This window comes from Spirabiliibacterium falconis (assembly GCF_014885015.1).
GTDB classification, from domain to species: Bacteria; Pseudomonadota; Gammaproteobacteria; order Enterobacterales; family Pasteurellaceae; genus Spirabiliibacterium; species Spirabiliibacterium falconis.
The window spans coordinates 17,511-36,860 of sequence record NZ_JABMIJ010000017.1; the positions used below are offsets into that span (position 1 = coordinate 17,511).

The following is a 19,350-nucleotide window of genomic DNA, read 5'->3' on the forward strand; positions in this document are numbered from 1 at the left end:
CTCTCCTTACGCTTTGTTTGCGAGTGCTTGAATGGTGCCTAGCAAGACATTCGCTGCTTGGTTCATCACATCAACCGAAATAAATTCAAATTTGCCGTGAAAATTCTCACCTCCCGTGAATAAATTAGGGGTTGGTAAGCCCATAAATGACAACTGTGCACCGTCAGTACCACCGCGAATCGGTTCAAGATTTGGCGTAATTCCCATCGCGTGCATAACGCGTTTAGGCACATCAATTAACGCAGGGAAATCCGCCACTTTGTCACGCATATTGGCATATTGCTGTTTTACCTCAAGCTGACCGCACTTTTCGCCATATTTTTGCTGCATTTGGTGTAATGTTGCTTGCAACTGTGCTTCTTTTTCGCTCAAACCTGAACGCTCAAAATCTCGCAAGGCATAATGCAATTGACAACGCTCTAAATTCCCATCAATCTTACGCAAATAAATAAATCCTTGCTTGCCTTCACTTGTCGCAGGGGTTAAATGGGGCGGTAATGCAGCATGAAATTCGCAAGCACGCTCCCAACCATTGATCATCTTACCTTTTGCACTGCCTGGGTGAACAGAACGCCCAAAGAATGTTACCGTCGCTTCAGCCGCATTAAAGTTTTCAAACTGCAATTCGCCCACCGGGCCGCCATCTAAGGTATAGGCAAAATCTGCGCCAAATTTTTCCACATCAAAGTGATGCGGGCCTCGCCCAATTTCCTCATCTGGCGTAAAACCAATACGCAATTTACCGTGTGGAATGTCTGGATGGGCTTGCAAATAGGCCACCACGCAGAGAATAATTGCGATGCCCGATTTATCATCGGCACCCAGTAATGACGTGCCGTCAGTCGTCACTAACGTGTGACCTAAAAGTGCGGTCAAATGCGGGAATTGCGCAGGTGAAAGCACATCGCCGCTACCGTTTAACGCAATATCTTTACCATCATAATTTTCAATAATCTGCGGATGCACATTCTCCCCATTAAAATCAGGTGCTGTATCCACATGTGCTAAAAGCCCAAGAACAGGGGCATTTTCTACATTCGCAGGGAGACTGGCAAACAGATAGCCCTTCTCATCAAGGCTAATCTCATCCAAGCCCATTTGTTGCATTTCTTGCATCAACAAATGTAACAAATCCCACTGCTGTGGGGTACTCGGCACGGTATCACTGCTTGCATCCGATGTGGTATGAATTTTAACGTAACGCAATAAACGTTCCTGTAATTCAGGCTGCAATGTCACTAATTCTGTCATTATATTCTCCTTATGCTTTATCATAGCCCATAATGAACAATGGCGGTTGATCTAAATCAAACCGCCATTTTATTATTTCTCAATTTGGGCTTTTAAATGGTGCCATACATGTTCAGGCAAAAGTGCCGCCATCGTTTCTGCTGAAAGTGCGGTTTGATGTTTGCCATAACTGCCGATGAGTTTGGGATCGGTCGCGCCATAAAGCCCAATGCAGGGCACATCAAGTGCTGCAGTGAGATGCGACAACCCCGTGTCCACCGCAACCACACTGGTCGCATTTGCTAAAATCGACGCAATCTCACCCAAACTGGTTTTAGGAAGCACTGTGGCATGCTCAAACCCTTGAGCCAAACGCTCTGCACGGGCTCGCTCATTGGCATTGCCCCATGGCAATTTAACCGTAATTCCAAGTGCGGTGGTACGGGCGATAAGTTCCCGCCAATAGTTTTCTTGCCAATGTTTTTCATCACGCGTGGTGGCATGGATAAACACACAATAAGGTGGCTGTGTACCTTGATGCTGGAAATGCTGCGCAATGGCATAATCACCTTTATGCGCTGGTAAGGAATAGCCCAGCACATCCGCAAAAAGCTGACGAATCCGTTCCACCGCGTGTTGCTGACGAGCAATGTTATAGTGTTTATCGTAAAATAAGGTTGCAATAGGCTCACGAATGGAATGGCGATCATAACCGCACTTTATCCCCTGCGCTAAACGTGTCGCAAAAAAAGCACTTTTAAACAAACCTTGTGCATCAATCACCACATCATAGTGGCGTTGTTGTAACCGTGTGCGATAGGCTTTCCACTCTGACCACACTGCTGACTGAAAAAGATGCTTTCGCCAGCGACGAATCGCAATTGGAATAACCTGCTCGACGGCGGCATGCCAGTGTGGGATTTCGGCAAAATTTTCTTCCACCACCCAATCAAAGGTGATATCGCCTATGGCTTGCTTAGCATCGGTTAAGGCAGGCAATGTGTGGAGAATATCCCCCATCGATGAGGTTTTGACGATACACACTTTCATCATTGCACCACGCTAGGTTGTAGCACTCGCTCAAGTGCGGTCAATGCCATATCTGGCGTGATGTCAATCAGGCTTTGATGGTAGCCTTGTGGACTGTCTTTACTTGACCGCACTTTGATCAAACCGCCGTCAATTAAACGAATGATGTCCACATTATCGCTTAGTGGCGGGGTGTATTCTGGGCTGGTTGGGCCGTATAACGCCACCAGAGGGCGACGAAGTGCCGCTGCGATATGCATCAAGCCTGAATCATTACTGACCACCGCTTGGCAGGTAGAAATTAAATCAATAACTTCGGGTAAACTCGTTTGACCCGCTAAGTTGAGGCAGAAAGCTTGCTGTTCAGCAGAAAGTGCGGTTTTGATCTGTTCGCCGACCTCTTCATCTTTATTGGAGCCAAAAATCTGTACTTGGTAACCTCGATCGATTAAATTGCTGGCAAGGGTAGCGTAATGAAAGTGCGGCCAGCGTTTCGCTGGTCCAAATTCCGCACCAGGGCAAAAACCGATCACAGGACGATGCGCTGCCAGTTCGGTTTGGCGAGCAAATTTAGTGAGTGTTTGGTCAACCGCACTTTGCTCGAGTTGTAAATACGGTTTTTCAATTTTCATTGTCGTTGCTGTGGGAACCGCCGATTTTTCAAACCCAAGAGCCACATAACGCTGCACCATCAAAGGGTAGCCATGTTTATTTTTTCGCCAGTCTGTCAACAGCCCATAACGGCTTTCCCCCAGCCAGCCACGGCGAACGGGAATCTGCGCAAAAAATGGGATCAAGGCTGATTTAAACGAATTTGGCAATACAATCGCCATGTCATATTGCCCTCGCAACGCTTTGCCTAAACGGTAACGCTCACGTAACGCAAAACGCCCATGTCCAATGGGCATTTCAAGTGCTTCTCTCACCTCTGGCATACGGGTCAACAAGGCTCGACACCAGTTTGGTGCTAGCACATCAATATTGCATTCAGGATACGTTTTTTTTAATTGCTGATAAAGACTGTGGGACATCATCATATCCCCCACCCACGACGGTCCGATAATTAAGATATTCACCGCACTTGACCTTTTATCGATTGAGCCACGCCATATATTCCGCCACACCTTCTGCCACATTTTTCAATGGCTTGTCGTAGCCTGCACTACGCAATTTGGTTAAATCCGCCTGCGTGTATTCCTGATAACGGCTTTTTAAATGTTCAGGGAATGGTATAGTTTCCACTTCGCCTTTGCCGTGGAAAGCAATGACCGCTTTGGCAATTTCAGCAAAACTTTCTGCATTGCCTGTACCACAGTTATAAATGCCAGAAATACGATGCTCCCAACACCATAAATTCACTGCTGCCACATCGCCTACATAAACAAAATCGCGGCGAAAATGCTCAGAACCTGCAAATAATTTCGGATTTTCGCCATTTAAAATTTGATTATTTAAATGAAATGCAACACTTGCCATGCTGCCTTTATGGCTCTCACGTGGCCCATACACATTGAAATAGCGAAAACCGCACACAGGCGATTGTGCTTCAGGCAAAATCTCTCGTACATATTGGTCAAATAAGAATTTGGAGTAACCATATACATTCAGTGGTGCTTCAAACTGACGCTCTTCAATGAATGTGTCGCGGTCGCCATAGGTGGCTGCCGACGAGGCATACAGGAAAGGGATTTGACGTTCGAGACAATAATGCAATAATTCTTTAGAATATTCGTAGTTATTTTGCATCATATATTTGCCATTCCACTCTGTGGTGGCTGAGCATGCCCCTTCGTGGAACACCGCATCAATAGGACCTAATTCATCACCTGCCATAATTGAGGCGATAAAATCCTCTTTATCGCAATAATCAGCGATGTCTAAATCCACCAAGTTGGCAAATTTGGTTCCATCGGTGAGATTATCCACCACTAAAATATCACGCCGTCCTTTATCATTTAAGGCTTTTACAATATTGCTGCCAATAAAACCTGCGCCACCTGTTACAATAATCATACGCTTACCCTCGTTGTGATGTTTTCTTCATTGTAAAGGATTTTATCCGCAAGAAAAATAAAAAGTGCGGTATTCTACGCAAATCACCGATCAAAAAACGCGACTTCGCTCAAATTATCTGAATTACTCTCTCCAAGCGAATAAAAAACCTCAATATGTTCGTTATTGATGCCTTTACTTAGGTAATACAGTCCTTGTTTTTATATTCAGCAATATGATCACAGCAACTAAGATCAAGCCAATAACGTCTGTTATAGACTCTGGGGTAATCAACATCAATGAGCCACACGCTAAAATAATACGCTGCCATAACAATAGGTTATGTTTAAAATAGCCTTCTAGCGCGGCAGAAAGCCCTAACACACCAATCAGAGAAGTCGCAATCACGCTGAGAATCGCCAACAAACTTGGCAATGGGAACTCTCTCGCCGTTATCGCAAGCCCTGTTGGGTCTATCATTAACATAGTCGGATTATAGACAAACATAAATGGGACAATAAAACCAGCAAGTGCTAAGCGTAAAGATTGCCAGCCTGTTTTCATGGGATCGCCGCCTGAAATACCCGCCCCTGCAAACGCAGCCAACGCGACAGGTGGGGTAATGTTTGCAAATATACCAAAATAAAAGACAAACATATGTGCAACTAACACAGGAATATCAAACGTTGCTAACGCTGGTGCTGCCATAGTTGCTGTGATGATATAAGCTGGAATAGAAGGCAAGCCCATACCTAATACCATCGACGCCAGCATCGTTAAAATCAACGTTAACAATAGCGATCCTGCGCCTAATGCAACAATTGATGAGGTCATCACTGATCCAAAACTGGTTAAATTTACCACGCCAATCACAATCCCAACCACCGCACAAGCCGCCATTACAGGAAGAGCTTGACGCGCCCCATCTTCTAACGCACCGAGAATATCTTGCCACCCCATGCGAGTTTCACGTCGTAGTTGACTGACCAATACAGTGATGCCGATCGTATATGCAGCGGCATAGCCAATCGGAACTGACTCAATTAAAAACCAGACTAACGCAACAATAGGTAATAGCATATGTCCACGCGCTTTCATTACTGCACCCAATTGTGGCAATTGCTCACGCGCAATGCCTTTTAAATTGCGCTTGCCTGCACGAAAATGAACCTGTGCAATCACGCTTAAATAATACAGCACCGCAGGTAAAAGTGCGGCTAGTGCAATAGTGCCATAACTCACGCCTGTCGTTTCCGCCATAATAAATGCACTTGCCCCCATAATAGGCGGTAATACTTGCCCCCCTACGGATGCACTTGCTTCCACGGCTCCCGCAAATTCCTTGCGGTAGCCTATTTTTTTCATCAATGGAATCGTAAATGCGCCAGTACTCACCACATTTGCAACTGCGGCACCATTAATACTGCCCATAAATCCACTCGAAATTACGGCAACTTTAGCAGGTCCACCTTGTTTATCACCCGCTAATGCCAAGGCAAGATCATTAAATAGCTGCCCCATACCCGAACGCCCTAAAAATGCACCAAAGAGAATAAACAAGAAAATAAATGTCACGGATGCACCAATAGCAGACGAATATAGCCCCTCCGTTTTAAGATAAAGCTGTCCAAAAATATCACCAATATCGTAAGGGCGAGTCAATAATCGATTTGGCATAAAACTCATAGAGCTAATAAAGGGATAGGCTAAAAAAATCAACGCAAAAATCACCAAAATCCAGCCAGTAATCCGCCTTGCCGCTTCTAATACCACTAAAACGGTTAACATCGCAAAAATAATATCAAACTGATTAGGTATACCGCCACGCACAGTCATAATGGCATCATACTGATAGATTAAATAACCAACACCTGCTAATGCTGCGGCTCCCCAAATCCAATCAAACCACGCAATATTATCGCGTCTTGCGGCTTTTGATACCGGATATAGTAAAAAAATCAACAAACAGCCTACGCCAACATGTACGGATCGCTGCAACAACGTCGGTAGCGGATAAAATGTAATATAGAGATGGAACAAAGAATAAAAAATCGCAATGCTTGAGACAGCATAACGTTGAAAACCGCACTTTAACTGGCGAGTAACCGATTCGCGATCAAATTTTTCTAAAACAGCGCGTTCATGCGCACTCAATGTGGTGGACGAGTGGTTTATATCACTCATTGACATTTTCTCCATAAAAACAAATAAATTGGACGTTTTGCTACTCGAATCGTCACGTTGCTGTAATCAGGAACACGTTGATACAGTTCAAATTCATCATTATTTGCTAATAATACACCTTGCATATTGCGTGATACCGCCCAGTTGAGTTCAGGCAATGTAATATCTTGTTTTAAGCCGATAAATCCTGGCGGTGCGGCGATGTATTCTCCTTGTGACGGTGTACCCGCGCCAAATGTTTGCAGCCATGTTGCAAAGAGCACTATATTTTGTTTTTCAACACGGTATTGTTCAATCCATAATTGATACTCTACCGAATGCCGCCACCGCAACTGAAATGCACTCGTGTGCAACAGGCAATTTATGTTTTGGCTTTTAACTTCAATTCCTTGAAGCGGATAGAAACTCAAAAGTGCGGTCAGCACAATACCGATTAAACCGCACTTTTGGTGTTTTCTCATTATTGGGCGTTCACTTCAGCATAATATTTTTCAGCACCTGGATGCAACGGTGCAACAAGTCCTTGCTGTGCGCCCTCTACACTAATGCCTTTAGCCGCTTGGTGAGCAGTGACAAGTTGCGGTAAACTTTTAAAAAAACGCTTAGTTAATTTATAGACATCGTCAGTGCTCATGCTAGTTTGTACCACCAACGCATTTTTAATTGCCACGGTCGGTACAGGTTCTGCATTGCCATAGGTGTTAGCTGGAATGTCCATTGGGGTAAAATAAGGTTTGCTTTCAGCAATTTTGGCCGCGCCTTCAGCTGGGATACTGACTAGCTGCAAATCAAAACCTTGTTGTAATTCCATCAATGACGAATTAGGCAAGCCACTCGTGAGAAAGGCGGCGTCAATTTTGCCTGCTTTAAGGGCATCAGCCGCTTCTGCATAACCAAGATAATCCACGTTAATATCATCATAAGTAATGCCAAAACCCGCCAGCAAATTGCGTGCATTCACTTCCACGCCTGAATTTTGTGCACCCGTTGCCACACGTTTGCCTTTTAAATCCGTAATGGTCTTGATCCCAGTTTTCCCTGAGGTAACGATTTGTACAAAGTTAGGATAAAGTGCAGCTATTTCACTAACACTATCTAACTTTTGACTAAAATTACCTGTGCCATTAACCGCATCGCTTAAAACATCGCTCATCACAAACGCCATTTCGACTTTACCTTGATTAATCAAATTGATATTTTCGACAGAAGCACCTGTGGTTTGTGTTTTTGAATTCGTATTGAAATCTTTCGCATAAATTTCGGCTAACGTAGTGGCAATAATATTATACGGCCCAGACGCACCGCCTGTGGCAATTGTCACAAATTTAGTCTGCAAGCCCTCTTGTTCTGTACTAGGGTTCTCTGCTGATTGTGCAACTGTATTCTCTTTTTTCTCATCACATGCACTTAAACCAAGAACGCAAAATGCACCCATTAATGCCGCGAATGAATGTTTTACCAATTTCATACGATCTCCTTACCCAAAATAAATTAACATTTGTTGAACATTTATGTAACATTGAAAATATAGCTACACTATGACGGTGTCAATCAGTTATCCATATAAATATACAAAAGTGTGAACTAACTCTATATTCTTATCCTCATCTCTTATAAGAATCAGTTATAATAGAACCGCACTTTATGCAAATAAAAAGGCATTTTGAAATCTAAGGAGTAATATGACCTCGTTTATCGAAAAGTTTTTAAAATTAGAATCCGCAGGTGGCATTATTTTATTGTCCACGTCGGTGCTGGCACTGATTTTTGCAAACTCGCCATTAGCAGCGATTTATTTTGACTTGCTCAATACCAAGTTCACCGTGAGCTTCGGAGAATATGGGTTAAGCAAAGCATTGTTGTTATGGATCAACGATGGACTAATGGCCATTTTCTTTTTATTGGTGGGGTTAGAAGTTAAGCGTGAAATCCTCATCGGCTCGTTATCAAGCTATCAGCAAGCTATCTTGCCCGTCTTAGCCGCTATTGGTGGGATGATTATGCCCGCACTTGTCTTTTGGGGAATAAACCACAGCGATCCTATTGCCATGGAGGGCTGGGCAATTCCAATGGCGACCGATATCGCATTTGCACTGGGCATTATGGCATTACTCAGCAAACAAGTACCGCTTTCATTGAAAATCTTTTTGCTGGCATTAGCCATTATTGACGACCTCGGTGCCATTGTTGTGATTGCGATCTTCTACGCCAGTGAATTGAGCAGTGCCGCAATGATCGGAGCTGCTATCTGTATCAGCGTATTATTTATTATGAATCGCCTAAAAGTCAGCTCATTAACTGGCTATATGCTGGTTGGCTTAGTATTGTGGATATGCGTACTCAAATCAGGCGTGCACGCCACACTGGCTGGCGTGGTGCTTGGCTTTATGATCCCATTAAAAGACAAACATGGCGACAGCCCACTTGAACATTTAGAACATACGTTAAATCCATGGTCGGCATTCTTTATTTTACCCATTTTTGCATTTGCAAATGCTGGTGTATCGCTTGTGGGAATAAGCAGTGATACGCTTTTCAGTGCCCTCCCTGTTGGGATCGCACTAGGATTATTAGTTGGAAAAACCATCGGTGTATTTGGATTTTCTTATATCGCAGTGGCATTAAAATTAGCGAAACTGCCACCTGAGGTGAATTTAAAACAGATCTTCGCTGTTGCCACGCTATGTGGTATCGGTTTTACAATGGCGATGTTCTTATCAGGGCTTGCTTTTGAATTTTCAGGTGAAGAGATTAATACCCTTTCACGTATCGGTATTTTAATGGGCTCTGTTTCTTCTGCGATTTTGGGCTATATTTTATTAAATATCTTTACACGCAAAAATACACTACACGATGTAAGCAATACATAATAAAAAGTGCGGTCTAACCGCACTTTGCTAATGAACGTAAAAAGCGAGATAACTCTCGCTTTTATATTGCATATTACGCATAAACAGGGAAACGTTTGCACAACGCCATCACTTTTTCTTTGGTTTGTGCAATCACCTCATCACTTTCGATATTGTCTAATACATCACACATCCAACCCGCCAACACTTCAGCCTCTTGCTCTTTAAAGCCGCGACGCGTGATGGACGGTGTACCGACACGGATACCTGAGGTGACAAATGGGCTTTTCGGATCATTTGGCACTGCATTTTTATTCACGGTAATATTCGCTTTACCCAGTGCAGCATCAGCAGCCTTGCCTGTTAATCCTTTATTGACTAAATCAACTAAGAATAAGTGATTTTCTGTACCATTGGATACAATGTTATAACCACGCGCTTTAAATACCTCAACCATAGCTTTGGCATTTTTCACCACTTGCTGTTGATATGCTTTAAACTCTGGCTCCATCGCTTCCTTAAAGCATACGGCTTTCGCGGCAATCACGTGCATCAATGGGCCACCTTGCCCTGCTGGGAACACCGCACTGTTGAGTTTTTTATAAAGCTCTTCATCACCACCTTTCGCCAAAATTAAGCCGCCACGCGGGCCTGCTAATGTTTTATGGGTTGTTGTCGTAATAATATGCGCATGCTCAATTGGACTTGGATATACACCTGCGGCAATCAGCCCTGCGACGTGTGCCATATCTACAAATAAATATGCGCCTACTTCATCGGCGATTTCACGCATTTTTGCCCAATCCACCACTTGTGAATAAGCTGAGAATCCACCCACAATCATTTTCGGTTTAACTGCCAAGGCTTGCTCGCGTAACGCATCATAATCAATCACGCCATCATCAGTAATACCATATTGCTCAGCATGATAAATTTTACCAGAGAAACTGACCGCAGCACCGTGAGTCAAATGTCCACCATGTGCCAAACTCATGCCTAAAATCGTATCACCAGGATTTAACAACGCCATATACACGGCTGCATTCGCTTGAGAACCAGAGTGCGGTTGAACATTGGCGTAATCGGCTCCAAATAATGCTTTCGCACGATCAATGGCTAATTGCTCAATCACATCAACATGCTCACAACCACCATAATAACGTTTACCAGGATAACCTTCCGCATATTTATTGGTTAATTGTGATCCCTGCGCCTCCATCACTCGTGGGCTGGCGTAATTTTCTGACGCAATTAATTCAATATGCTCATCTTGGCGGCGATCTTCCGCTTTGATAGCCTCCCACAACAGTGGATCATAATCTGCGATATTCATAGCACGTTTTAACATAGTTTTTCCTTGTTTTATTGGAGGTCAATTGTGTATAGTCTAACGGTTTTTGCGCTGTGTTCAAATAGTCAACATCATCAATTTTTTCACACCATCAATGAATAGGATTCATTAACGCTTGCAGCCACCATAAAATTTCTATTCGCCAGTTCCCTTTCATAATGGAATATTATACAAAGTGCAGTCAGCTCGGATTTCATCTTTCGCGCCGTTGAGTATGCGCTCGCACACAGCCGCCGTAGTAACGTTGATCGGAGCGATATTGCACATAGGAAAATTCTCGCTTAGAAAGATCAATCACCTCAAATGTGGCGTCAACTTTCCCAGATCGATACTGTGCATTTGCTTTTGCAAATAATGTCTGCTCTTGTGCACGCCATTTCGTTGATGTTTTCAAGCGGTGTTGCGTGCTGTTGCTATGTTGACGTTCAAGCGAAGCATTCACAACCGAAATATGCACCACATTGCCCTCCATACGCCACTTCCCTTGAAATGTTTGGCTGAAACGAAATCGCGGTTTGTTCATCGGGTACACAAAGCTACCTTTGCCATGGAGTGTGCCGTCTGGCTTAAATGTGACATAATCCGTCTGTGCCATGCGTTGTTTTGCTTGTGTCATCGGGCATACCCACTCACCGACTAACGCAGATGAAGCCATTTGTTCCTCTTGATGTGCACACCCTAACAACGCGCAACAGCAAAGTGCGGTTAATCCTGCTCTCAAGCGTTGACCTTCTCCCGTGCAATGGCGCGATGCCCAATATCACTGCGATAAAAACGTCCATTCCAGGTGATTTTTTCCGCTAATGCCAACGCTTTCTGCTGTGCCTGCGCCACGCTATCGCCCAATACTGTCGCACAGAGTACACGCCCCCCGTCAGTAACTAATTTACCGTCTTGCGCTTTTACGCCAGCTAAAAACACTTTCGCACCATCAAGTGCACTTTTCGCACCTAAAATTTCATCGCCTTTGCGGTAGTCTCCAGGATAACCTTCGGCCGCTAACACGATGCCTAATGCAGCTTGGCTGCACCACTGGGATTGCACTTTATCCAGTTGCCCTGCACACGCTGCTAGGCAGAGATCAACCAAATCCGATTGCAAACGCATCATAATTGGTTGGGTTTCTGGATCGCCAAAGCGGCAGTTATATTCAATCACTTTCGGTTGTCCATCAGGCATAATCATCAATCCTGCGTATAAAAAGCCAGTGTATGTATTCCCCTCTGCCGCCATTCCTTCCACCGTAGGCATAATCACTTCATTCATAATACGCTGATGAATCTCATCGCTTACCACAGGGGCTGGCGAATACGCTCCCATGCCGCCTGTATTCAAACCAGTATCATTCTCGCCTACACGCTTATGGTCTTGACTGGTCGCCATCGGCTCAACATGCTTACCATCGACCATCACGATAAAACTGGCTTCTTCACCGTCCAGAAACTCTTCGACGACAATACGATGCCCCGCATCACCAAACGCATTGCCCGCTAACATATCCTGAACCGCACTTTCTGCTTCTTCAAGCGTCATTGCAACAATGACCCCTTTCCCCGCCGCCAAACCGTCCGCTTTAATCACAATTGGCGCACCTTTTTCTCTCACATACGCAAGCGCAGACTCAACGTCGGTAAAATTGGCATACTGTGCCGTTGGGATATTATGTCGAGCAAGAAAATCTTTAGTAAATGCTTTCGACCCCTCAAGCTGAGCAGCTGCTTTGGTTGGACCAAAGATATTCAATCCTGCTGCACGGAAAGCATCGACCACCCCTAAAACCAGTGGTGCTTCAGGACCAACAATGGTTAAATCAATGGCTTTCTCTCGGGCGAATTCGACCAGACGTGCCACATCTGTAACGGCAATAGCAATATTTTCGACTTTAGGCTCAAGTGCGGTGCCCGCGTTACCTGGCGCAACAAACACGCGTTCAACTTTCTCTGATTGTGCCACTTTCCATGCCAGTGCGTGTTCACGTCCGCCGTTTCCAATGATTAAGATATTCATCTTGTGTCCTTTTATCTAATTGGGTGAAGGGATTTGCATTGTTGTAGGTATTTTAACCGTTCTTTTCCATTTCTGCTCGTGTTTATTTGACTTTTTTAGTCAGCTAGTATGTCAACTAAGATCTGCGTAAAAAGTGCGGTCAATAACCGCACTTTTATTCTCTATCATCAATCCCGATTAATAAAAATTCGCCATCTTGGGTGGCAAGGCTGCGAAAACCGACATTAATTACGTCAAAAGCATCGCGTTTAGGATAGGCGGTATAGTCAAAACTATCGTGATGGTGTCCATGAAATATTTTTTTCACCCCCATTCGCCCTGCCAGTTGATTGATCACGTGAAACCCCGACGGGTGCGGTTTAGGGGCTTCATGGCACACTAAAATGTCGGCTTGTTGTTGCTCGAGGGTTTCAATATCAGATAAAAATATGGATGTGCGGTGGCGCAATGGCAATCCGCCCTGCCAAATTTTTTCTGGCGGGCAATATTGGCAGTAGTGAATAGGATCAAAAAAGAGCGGTTTATTCGGTGGCATCCAGACTTGCCCACGGAACACCCCGCCAAGCCCCGCTATTTTTACCCCTTGAATCTCCACGACTTTGCCATGTAAATTTCGCTCACACCAATGACTTCCCCATAAGGCCTGAAATGCCTGTACTGTTTTACTGTCGTGATTGCCATGAATAAACCACAAATCACAAAATTGTCCAAGTTGATCGAGAGCAGCACAATCTTGTAACTGCAAATCTCCTAGGATAATCAGCGCAATATCACGCTGTGTTTGCACAATCGGCAATAAATGTTCATAACTGCCATGAGGATCACCTGCAAACAGTAACATTTAAGCTCCTTTCACATCATCATGATGCAATTGAGGCAAATCTTCTTCATTGAGGACTTTTTCCACAATCGCTTTAGCTGCATCATAACGTTCAAGATAACTCGGCGAATTGATTTCAATATAAGGCACTTGGTATTTATCCAGCAGTTTTTTCAGCAAATCTTGAAACCGTTGACGTGATTTTTTATCGCCAAGGCTACGAAGTCCATCGTCCACCCATTTGGTATTATTCGACAGTAAAATCGTAATATCAAAGGGATATTCTTTTATCATTGAGTCCAAAAATGGATGTGCTTTGCCTTCGTATTGAATACAAAATGCTTGTGTTGTAATGAAATCAGTATCCACAATAGCAACTTTGTGCGCATGGCGAAGCGCGTAATCCACATAACGCAAATGCCCGATCGCCATTAACGGGTAGTCAGAAAATTGCATGGCTTGTTCATTACCGCCGAGCTGTTCGAAGACATATTCGCGCCCATATTCCCATGCCGACGTTGTATTAAACACCGTAGCTAATTTGTTGACTAACACGGTTTTACCGCTACTTTCGCCCCCTAAAATCGCAATGGTTTTTGCAAAGAAAGGACGCACTTCTTTCGGGATAAATTTCCAATAATGGAATGGATGGTTACGAATTTTGGTCGCCGACACATTGAAAAACTTGCGTTCTGGATCGACTAAATGCACTTTCAAGCCCAAGTATTTTTCATAAGGTGCTTTATCTTGTGGTTCACTGCTAAACACAATGGTGGGATTAACATTTTTTTCCTGAAAAAGATTTTGTACACGCAAAGACCACGCTTCCCACCCGTTAGGATAACTTGGCAAGCCATCTTCCACGAGATGATGAATAAAAATTTGCTTTTGTTGATATTTAAAAATCTGCTGCATCCAGCGCAGGCGGTCTTGTGGTGTTGGCATTTTTTTCATTTTACTGTCATAAAACAGCTTCAAATCACGCTCACTTTCCGTGCACACCACCACATGAATTTCATCCACCTTACTAAAGGCTTCAAAAATCATATTAATATGCCCTGTATGTACGGGATAAAATTTGCCAAAAATGACACCCACTTTTTTGTCCACTTGTGCAGTAATATTGAGTGCTTTATGCAATGCCTGTAATTTAATTGCACTAGGATTTTTAATTTTGCCACTCACGAGTTGATTAAAGTAAGCACGCGTTACACCGGCTTGCTCGCATACTTCATTGACTTTTAAATTAAGCTGTTTACGTTTTTGTTGTAAATACGCAAATGACATATTGCACTCCTTTTATCTCATCTATTGAGCTGTATCATTTTCATTAAATACCGCTGGGGCTGGCTCAATGCTGCTATCATTCTGCACTTGGGTTTTGCCCAATAGACGTGAAAGTTCATCGACTCGCATCTCAAGTGCGGTCAGCTTCTCACGTGTACGCATTAGCACTTGGGTTTGCACCTCAAAATCATCGCGACTTACCACATCAAGTTTCGTTAATTGCGCCTGGATTACCTGTTTGAGCTTATTTTCCATATCACCACCAAATTCCTTAATACCTTTTGGCAAGGCATCATGAATTTGCTGTGCAATTTGCTCCAATTTTTTTGGATTTAGCATAAATATTCCTTTTTTATTCAATGTAAATATATATGCTCCATTTTACGAAATTGCTGCCCTAAATGGAAATTATTTATCCACACAACACAAATTTAGCATATAATAAAGGCGTTCTCAGGGCGGGGCGTAATTCCCCACCGGTGGTAAAGCCCACGAGCGTTTAAGCCTCGCTTAAAGTCAGCAGATTCGGTGCAATTCCGAAGCCGACAGTTACAGTCTGGATGAAAGAGGACACAGTTGTCTGTGTTGCGTATGGCATGTGCTATACGCTAATCATCATGCCCTGATTCTAGTAACTTAATACAAGGATATTACTATGAATCAGTCTATTCTTTCCCCATTTGGCAACAGTGAACAACGTGTACTACGTGCACTTGATGCCTTTCGCGCAGGTCAAGGTGTATTGGTGTTGGATGATGAAGATCGTGAAAATGAAGGCGATTTAATTTTCCCCGCACAAACCATTACGCCACAACAAATGGCCATGTTAATTCGTTTTGGCAGCGGTATTGTGTGCCTTTGTCTAACGGAAAATCAATGTGAACAGCTAGCACTTCAGCCGATGGTCGCACACAACACCTGCGTAAACCGCACCGCCTTTATGGTTACCATTGAAGCGGCACACGGCGTGAGTACGGGGGTCAGTGCCACCGATCGCGTAACTACCATTAAAGCCGCTATCGCCCCGAATGCCACACCGAACGATCTCAACCGTCCTGGCCATATCTTTCCATTAAAGGCACAATCAGGTGGTGTGCTAACTCGGCGTGGACACACCGAAGCCGCTGTTGATTTAGCTCGCCTTGCTGGCTTGATTCCCGCAGGCGTGATTTGTGAGATAACAAACGATGATGGCTCTATGGCACGCACCAATGACATTGTGGCATTTGCGATGCAACATCAGTTGTGTGTATTAACCATAGAAGATTTGGTGCAATACCGTTTACAGCATGATGCATATTCACACTCAGCGTAAACTCAAACCGCACTTTATAGCATATAAAGTGCGGTTAGCGATGACAAAATGATAACTGCTATTAATCTAATCCAAGGACTTTACGCCCGTTCACGCTAGCAATATTAATCATCGCTTCAATGTCTGGGAAACGACAACCTGCGGCAAGCAGGCTTAATTCTTGCCACATATCACCTTCACACAATGGCACCATATAATCGCAAATATTATCCGTGCCTAATGCCACGACGATACCTTCGGGAATCATCTCATCAGCGGGGGTTAGGGCATTATGAAATGGCATTAAGTCTTCTTTACGGTTAGAATCAATCCACGCCATTGGACAGGCAATCATCATTAACTGGGCTTGACGCATTTTTTCATATAATTTATAACGATATTCTTTCGAATGTGAGCCAATGGAAATGCCATGAATGCCGACAACTCGCCCTTGCATGCCATGTTCGATTGTTTTATCACACAGCATTTCCGTTTCTTTTTCTTTCGGTGTATTAAACTGATCCACATGCACATGACACATGATGCCACGCGATTTTGCCGCTTCCATTAAAATATCAAAGGCTTCTGAACCCTTACCATACTCAAGCTCATCACGGTATGGCAAACCGCCGATCATGTCTACCATATCGGCACCAATATCAAACCATTTACGTGCGGTTGGCTCGATCACCCCCTTCAGGGTTTGATTCGCAAATTTAAGGATAATGTCATTTTTATACACGTCGCGCGCGCGATGGGCTGCGATAATCGCGCGATCCTCACACACAGGATCGATATCAACAAACGTGCCAAATGCTGTTACGCCTTGCTGAATCATCATTTCAATTGCTTGGCAAAAACGTGCGTAATAATCTTCCACACTTGATTGACGTTTGATTTCATCCACTAAATCCCATTTTTGTTGCAAGTTACAACGCCGATAAATGTCGATTTTATCAGGAGTCATCGTGAAAGCACGGTCTGCGTGAGCGTGAGCATTGACCCAGCCACCTTGTTTAATGATTTCGTCGCGGATATAGGTGTTAAAAGTACGAACGTGTTGCATCGTTTACTCCGAGATTATGATAGTGTAGTGCTGTTGTGTTTTGCGGGCAAAAAAAATCCTCAATAAATGAGGATCGTTGCCAATGGAAATAGTTAAGCATGCCGCGCAATGGCAGGCTGTGATAGGTATAATTTGACGTTACATGTTGCATAATCTAGTTCCTTATTGGAACTAGGGCGGTAGTATAAAATTTTTATGCTAAGAAATAAAGCTCTTTTTGCCTTAATGTTAACCGCACTTTTGTGTAAAGTGCGGTCTCGTTTTACACCAAATGGCGTTTAATATACGCCAGTAATGGGAATGTCGGCACAATCGCTAATGCCATTGCCATAAACGCCCACGCAGGATTGCTGTTATACAACCCACCCGCTAGCAACATGAGCAATGCAACGCTTAAACAGCTACACACACCGCTATATAACGCCTGTAATTTAGGGATTAAACGGCTTGGCTGAGCGGAAATATAGCGCACGGTGGCAAAGTGACAGATCGCAAAGGTAAACGCATGCAAGCATTGCAATAATAGAAAAGCAAAAAAGCCGTCGACATACGCCATACCCGCCCAGCGAATCACAGAAAATAACGCAGATACCGTTAAAAGTGCGGTCAACGAGGTTGCTTTGAATAAGCGGCTAGCAAAAAAGAATAACATCACTTCCGCAGCGACACTAATGCCCCACAGCCAACCGGTAAGCTCAACGCTGATACCTTGCTGCGCCCAATACAACACGCCATAAGCGTAATATGCGCCGTGTGCCCCCTGAATTAATGCCAACACCGCCAATAAGGCAACCAACGGACGGTTAGTGAAAATGCGTTTATAGCTTGCCTCCTCATGCGCCTGTTCGTCATCTGTCGGATTTTGTGGCACAACCGTGGGGGTGGCATGCTGTGCGATAATGTACACCAGCAGCAGCACACTCATTAACCACAGTGTATTTTCATCCCCCCATAATGCCAGCACATACCCTGCCAGCAAATTCGCCGCAATAAATGACAAAGATCCCGTTAAGCGCGCCTTGCCATAATCCAACGGCACCTGCTGTTGCCATGTGCCCGCCAAAGAATCCGTCAACGGCACACCTGCACCATATACCACATTAAATAGTGCAATAAAGATAAACAACAACCATGCACTGTGCGCACTAAAAATCATTCCCACTGTGAGCAACAAACTAACATAACCTATCGCACGCAAGGTGGGAATCAGATGCGAGGGCAGCTTTATCCACTGAGAAAACACCATACTGCCAATGAAACGAAATAAAAATGCACTGGCGGCAATCAGCCCGATCATCTCATCGCTATAATGCTGCGATTGTAGCCAAACAGGCAAAAAAGGCAAAAATACACCATATGCGGCGAAATAGCCGATAAAGCTGGCAATCAACCAAGCAAAAGGAGAAAGTTTAATCACAATTGCTGCTCCATTTCCTGCGCACGAGCAACCGCTTGGTGCATACCTTGAGCGATAATATCTGCCAAACCGCACTTTTCAAATTCTGCAATTGCAGCGGCTGTGGTGCCGCCTTTTGAGGTTACTTGCGTACGCAATTCCCCCAAACTGAGCTGAGGATTTTCCACGACCATTTTGGCAGAACCAGCCATCGCTTGCTCAATCAGCCCTCTGGCTTGCCGCTCCGTCAGCCCCATCGCTAAAAGTGCGGTTTGCATCGCCTCTAGCACATAGAAAAAATACGCGGGGCTTGAGCCTGAACCTGCGGTGATCGCATTAATATCGCGTTCTGCGACAACCCAACACACTTTACCCACCGCACCAAACAGTGTTTCAGCAAGCATTTTTTGTTCATGTGAACACGGTGCATTGGCAAAGAGCCCCGTCATCCCCGCTTGCAATAATGCAGGGGTATTCGGCATCGCACGAATAATGGCTGACGCAGTGGGCAACAACTGCTGAATACGCGCAATCAGCATTCCTGCGGCAATGGAGATCAACAGCTTATTGTGTAGATTTACCGCACTTACCCCTTGGCATACGCTTGCCATCATCTGTGGCTTCACCGCCAAAACCACAACATCTGCAAAATCCATTGCCTCATTATTATCTTGCGTGGTGTGAACCCCGTGTTGTGAAAGTGCGGTCAATTTCGGCTGGCTCGGGTTGCTTACAATTAACTGCTGAGCCGCAACACCTGACCGCAATAACCCTGAAATTAACGCCTTGCTCATATTACCTGCGCCAATAAAGGCGATTTTTGTATTTTTCATCGCTATCTCGCT

The 19,350-nt window shown here is 44.3% G+C and carries 18 protein-coding genes and 1 riboswitch; of the genes, 2 read left to right on the top strand and 16 right to left on the bottom strand.

Features of this window, described 5'->3' with window-relative positions; translation table 11 throughout:
- Nucleotides 1-6: 6 nt before the first annotated feature.
- From pepT to HPC40_RS08395, 7 genes are all read right to left on the bottom strand, one after another.
- Entirely contained in the window at nt 7-1,251 is a 1,245-nt protein-coding gene (gene pepT, locus HPC40_RS08365) for a peptidase T (protein ID WP_208119041.1), read from the bottom strand.
- A 72-nt stretch (nt 1,252-1,323) separates the two neighbouring features.
- The gene (gene rfaC / locus HPC40_RS08370) at nt 1,324-2,280 is read right to left on the bottom strand and encodes a lipopolysaccharide heptosyltransferase RfaC (protein WP_208119106.1); all 957 of its coding nucleotides are present in this window, start codon (nt 2,278-2,280) and stop codon (nt 1,324-1,326) included.
- Nucleotides 2,280-3,335, bottom strand: a complete 1,056-nt coding sequence (gene waaF / locus HPC40_RS08375) for a lipopolysaccharide heptosyltransferase II (protein WP_208119042.1) — start codon at nt 3,333-3,335, stop codon at nt 2,280-2,282. The genes rfaC and waaF overlap by 1 nt, the downstream gene beginning before the upstream one ends.
- Nucleotides 3,336-3,348: 13 nt before the next feature.
- The gene (gene rfaD / locus HPC40_RS08380) at nt 3,349-4,272 is read right to left on the bottom strand and encodes an ADP-glyceromanno-heptose 6-epimerase (protein WP_208119043.1); all 924 of its coding nucleotides are present in this window, start codon (nt 4,270-4,272) and stop codon (nt 3,349-3,351) included.
- Nucleotides 4,273-4,446: 174 nt separating this feature from the next.
- Nucleotides 4,447-6,435: a TRAP transporter permease gene (locus HPC40_RS08385; RefSeq protein ID WP_208119044.1), complete on the bottom strand. Its 1,989-nt coding sequence runs from the start codon at nt 6,433-6,435 to the stop codon at nt 4,447-4,449.
- A complete protein-coding gene (locus HPC40_RS08390; protein WP_208119045.1) occupies nt 6,432-6,896 on the bottom strand; it encodes a DUF1850 domain-containing protein in 465 nt (154 codons plus the stop codon). Before HPC40_RS08390 ends, HPC40_RS08385 begins: the two co-directional genes overlap by 4 nt.
- Nucleotides 6,896-7,903 (bottom strand): TAXI family TRAP transporter solute-binding subunit, encoded by a 1,008-nt coding sequence (locus tag HPC40_RS08395; protein ID WP_208119046.1) that lies wholly within the window; start codon nt 7,901-7,903, stop codon nt 6,896-6,898. The genes HPC40_RS08390 and HPC40_RS08395 overlap by 1 nt, the downstream gene beginning before the upstream one ends.
- A gap of 214 nt (nt 7,904-8,117) precedes the next feature.
- On the opposite strand from HPC40_RS08395, the gene nhaA reads away from it, so the two are divergent.
- Nucleotides 8,118-9,305 (top strand): Na+/H+ antiporter NhaA, encoded by a 1,188-nt coding sequence (gene nhaA, locus HPC40_RS08400; RefSeq protein ID WP_208119047.1) that lies wholly within the window; start codon nt 8,118-8,120, stop codon nt 9,303-9,305.
- 73 nt (nt 9,306-9,378) lie between these two features.
- Here nhaA and glyA read toward each other — a convergent pair whose 3' ends face one another.
- The 6 genes from glyA to ubiK all read right to left on the bottom strand — a co-directional run bounded on the left by glyA (nt 9,379) and on the right by ubiK (nt 15,088).
- Nucleotides 9,379-10,632 (bottom strand): serine hydroxymethyltransferase, encoded by a 1,254-nt coding sequence (gene glyA / locus HPC40_RS08405; protein WP_208119048.1) that lies wholly within the window; start codon nt 10,630-10,632, stop codon nt 9,379-9,381.
- A 196-nt stretch (nt 10,633-10,828) separates the two neighbouring features.
- Complete coding sequence (locus HPC40_RS08410; protein WP_208119049.1) at nt 10,829-11,356, bottom strand: hypothetical protein; 528 nt, start codon at nt 11,354-11,356, stop codon at nt 10,829-10,831.
- Nucleotides 11,353-12,642 (bottom strand): phosphoribosylamine--glycine ligase, encoded by a 1,290-nt coding sequence (gene purD / locus HPC40_RS08415; RefSeq protein WP_208119050.1) that lies wholly within the window; start codon nt 12,640-12,642, stop codon nt 11,353-11,355. Before purD ends, HPC40_RS08410 begins: the two co-directional genes overlap by 4 nt.
- Nucleotides 12,643-12,796: 154 nt before the next feature.
- On the bottom strand, nt 12,797-13,483 hold the full coding sequence (locus HPC40_RS08420; RefSeq protein ID WP_208119051.1) for a metallophosphoesterase family protein: 687 nt from the start codon (nt 13,481-13,483) through the stop codon (nt 12,797-12,799).
- The gene (nadR, locus tag HPC40_RS08425; protein WP_208119052.1) at nt 13,484-14,749 is read right to left on the bottom strand and encodes a multifunctional transcriptional regulator/nicotinamide-nucleotide adenylyltransferase/ribosylnicotinamide kinase NadR; all 1,266 of its coding nucleotides are present in this window, start codon (nt 14,747-14,749) and stop codon (nt 13,484-13,486) included.
- A 21-nt stretch (nt 14,750-14,770) separates the two neighbouring features.
- Nucleotides 14,771-15,088 carry a ubiquinone biosynthesis accessory factor UbiK gene (ubiK, locus tag HPC40_RS08430; protein WP_208119053.1) on the bottom strand — a complete coding sequence of 106 codons (318 nt, stop codon included), beginning with the start codon at nt 15,086-15,088 and terminating at the stop codon, nt 14,771-14,773.
- 106 nt (nt 15,089-15,194) lie between these two features.
- Nucleotides 15,195-15,325: riboswitch (FMN riboswitch) on the top strand.
- 79 nt (nt 15,326-15,404) lie between these two features.
- Between ubiK and ribB the strand changes: the two genes are divergently transcribed.
- Nucleotides 15,405-16,064 (top strand): 3,4-dihydroxy-2-butanone-4-phosphate synthase, encoded by a 660-nt coding sequence (gene ribB / locus HPC40_RS08435; protein ID WP_208119054.1) that lies wholly within the window; start codon nt 15,405-15,407, stop codon nt 16,062-16,064.
- A gap of 61 nt (nt 16,065-16,125) precedes the next feature.
- Here ribB and HPC40_RS08440 read toward each other — a convergent pair whose 3' ends face one another.
- The 3 genes from HPC40_RS08440 to proC all read right to left on the bottom strand — a co-directional run bounded on the left by HPC40_RS08440 (nt 16,126) and on the right by proC (nt 19,338).
- Nucleotides 16,126-17,109 (bottom strand): amidohydrolase family protein, encoded by a 984-nt coding sequence (locus HPC40_RS08440; RefSeq protein ID WP_208119055.1) that lies wholly within the window; start codon nt 17,107-17,109, stop codon nt 16,126-16,128.
- Between the two features lie 262 nt (nt 17,110-17,371).
- Nucleotides 17,372-18,526 (bottom strand): 3-phenylpropionate MFS transporter, encoded by a 1,155-nt coding sequence (locus HPC40_RS08445; protein ID WP_208119056.1) that lies wholly within the window; start codon nt 18,524-18,526, stop codon nt 17,372-17,374.
- A complete protein-coding gene (gene proC, locus HPC40_RS08450) occupies nt 18,523-19,338 on the bottom strand; it encodes a pyrroline-5-carboxylate reductase (protein WP_208119057.1) in 816 nt (271 codons plus the stop codon). Before proC ends, HPC40_RS08445 begins: the two co-directional genes overlap by 4 nt.
- Between the last annotated feature and the right edge of the window lie 12 nt (nt 19,339-19,350).

Bases quoted from the DNA above. Each gene is read 5' to 3' on its own strand.
- pepT (WP_208119041.1), bottom strand. From the start codon at position 1,251: ATGACAGAATTAGTGACATTGCAGCCTGAATTACAGGAACGTTTATTG.
- rfaC (WP_208119106.1), bottom strand. From the start codon at position 2,280: ATGAAAGTGTGTATCGTCAAAACCTCATCGATGGGGGATATTCTCCAC.
- rfaD (WP_208119043.1), bottom strand. From the start codon at position 4,272: ATGATTATTGTAACAGGTGGCGCAGGTTTTATTGGCAGCAATATTGTA.
- HPC40_RS08385 (WP_208119044.1), bottom strand. From the start codon at position 6,435: ATGAGTGATATAAACCACTCGTCCACCACATTGAGTGCGCATGAACGC.
- HPC40_RS08390 (WP_208119045.1), bottom strand. From the start codon at position 6,896: ATGAGAAAACACCAAAAGTGCGGTTTAATCGGTATTGTGCTGACCGCA.
- HPC40_RS08395 (WP_208119046.1), bottom strand. From the start codon at position 7,903: ATGAAATTGGTAAAACATTCATTCGCGGCATTAATGGGTGCATTTTGC.
- nhaA (WP_208119047.1), top strand. From the start codon at position 8,118: ATGACCTCGTTTATCGAAAAGTTTTTAAAATTAGAATCCGCAGGTGGC.
- glyA (WP_208119048.1), bottom strand. From the start codon at position 10,632: ATGTTAAAACGTGCTATGAATATCGCAGATTATGATCCACTGTTGTGG.
- purD (WP_208119050.1), bottom strand. From the start codon at position 12,642: ATGAATATCTTAATCATTGGAAACGGCGGACGTGAACACGCACTGGCA.
- HPC40_RS08420 (WP_208119051.1), bottom strand. From the start codon at position 13,483: ATGTTACTGTTTGCAGGTGATCCTCATGGCAGTTATGAACATTTATTG.
- nadR (WP_208119052.1), bottom strand. From the start codon at position 14,749: ATGTCATTTGCGTATTTACAACAAAAACGTAAACAGCTTAATTTAAAA.
- ubiK (WP_208119053.1), bottom strand. From the start codon at position 15,088: ATGCTAAATCCAAAAAAATTGGAGCAAATTGCACAGCAAATTCATGAT.
- ribB (WP_208119054.1), top strand. From the start codon at position 15,405: ATGAATCAGTCTATTCTTTCCCCATTTGGCAACAGTGAACAACGTGTA.
- HPC40_RS08440 (WP_208119055.1), bottom strand. From the start codon at position 17,109: ATGCAACACGTTCGTACTTTTAACACCTATATCCGCGACGAAATCATT.
- proC (WP_208119057.1), bottom strand. From the start codon at position 19,338: ATGAAAAATACAAAAATCGCCTTTATTGGCGCAGGTAATATGAGCAAG.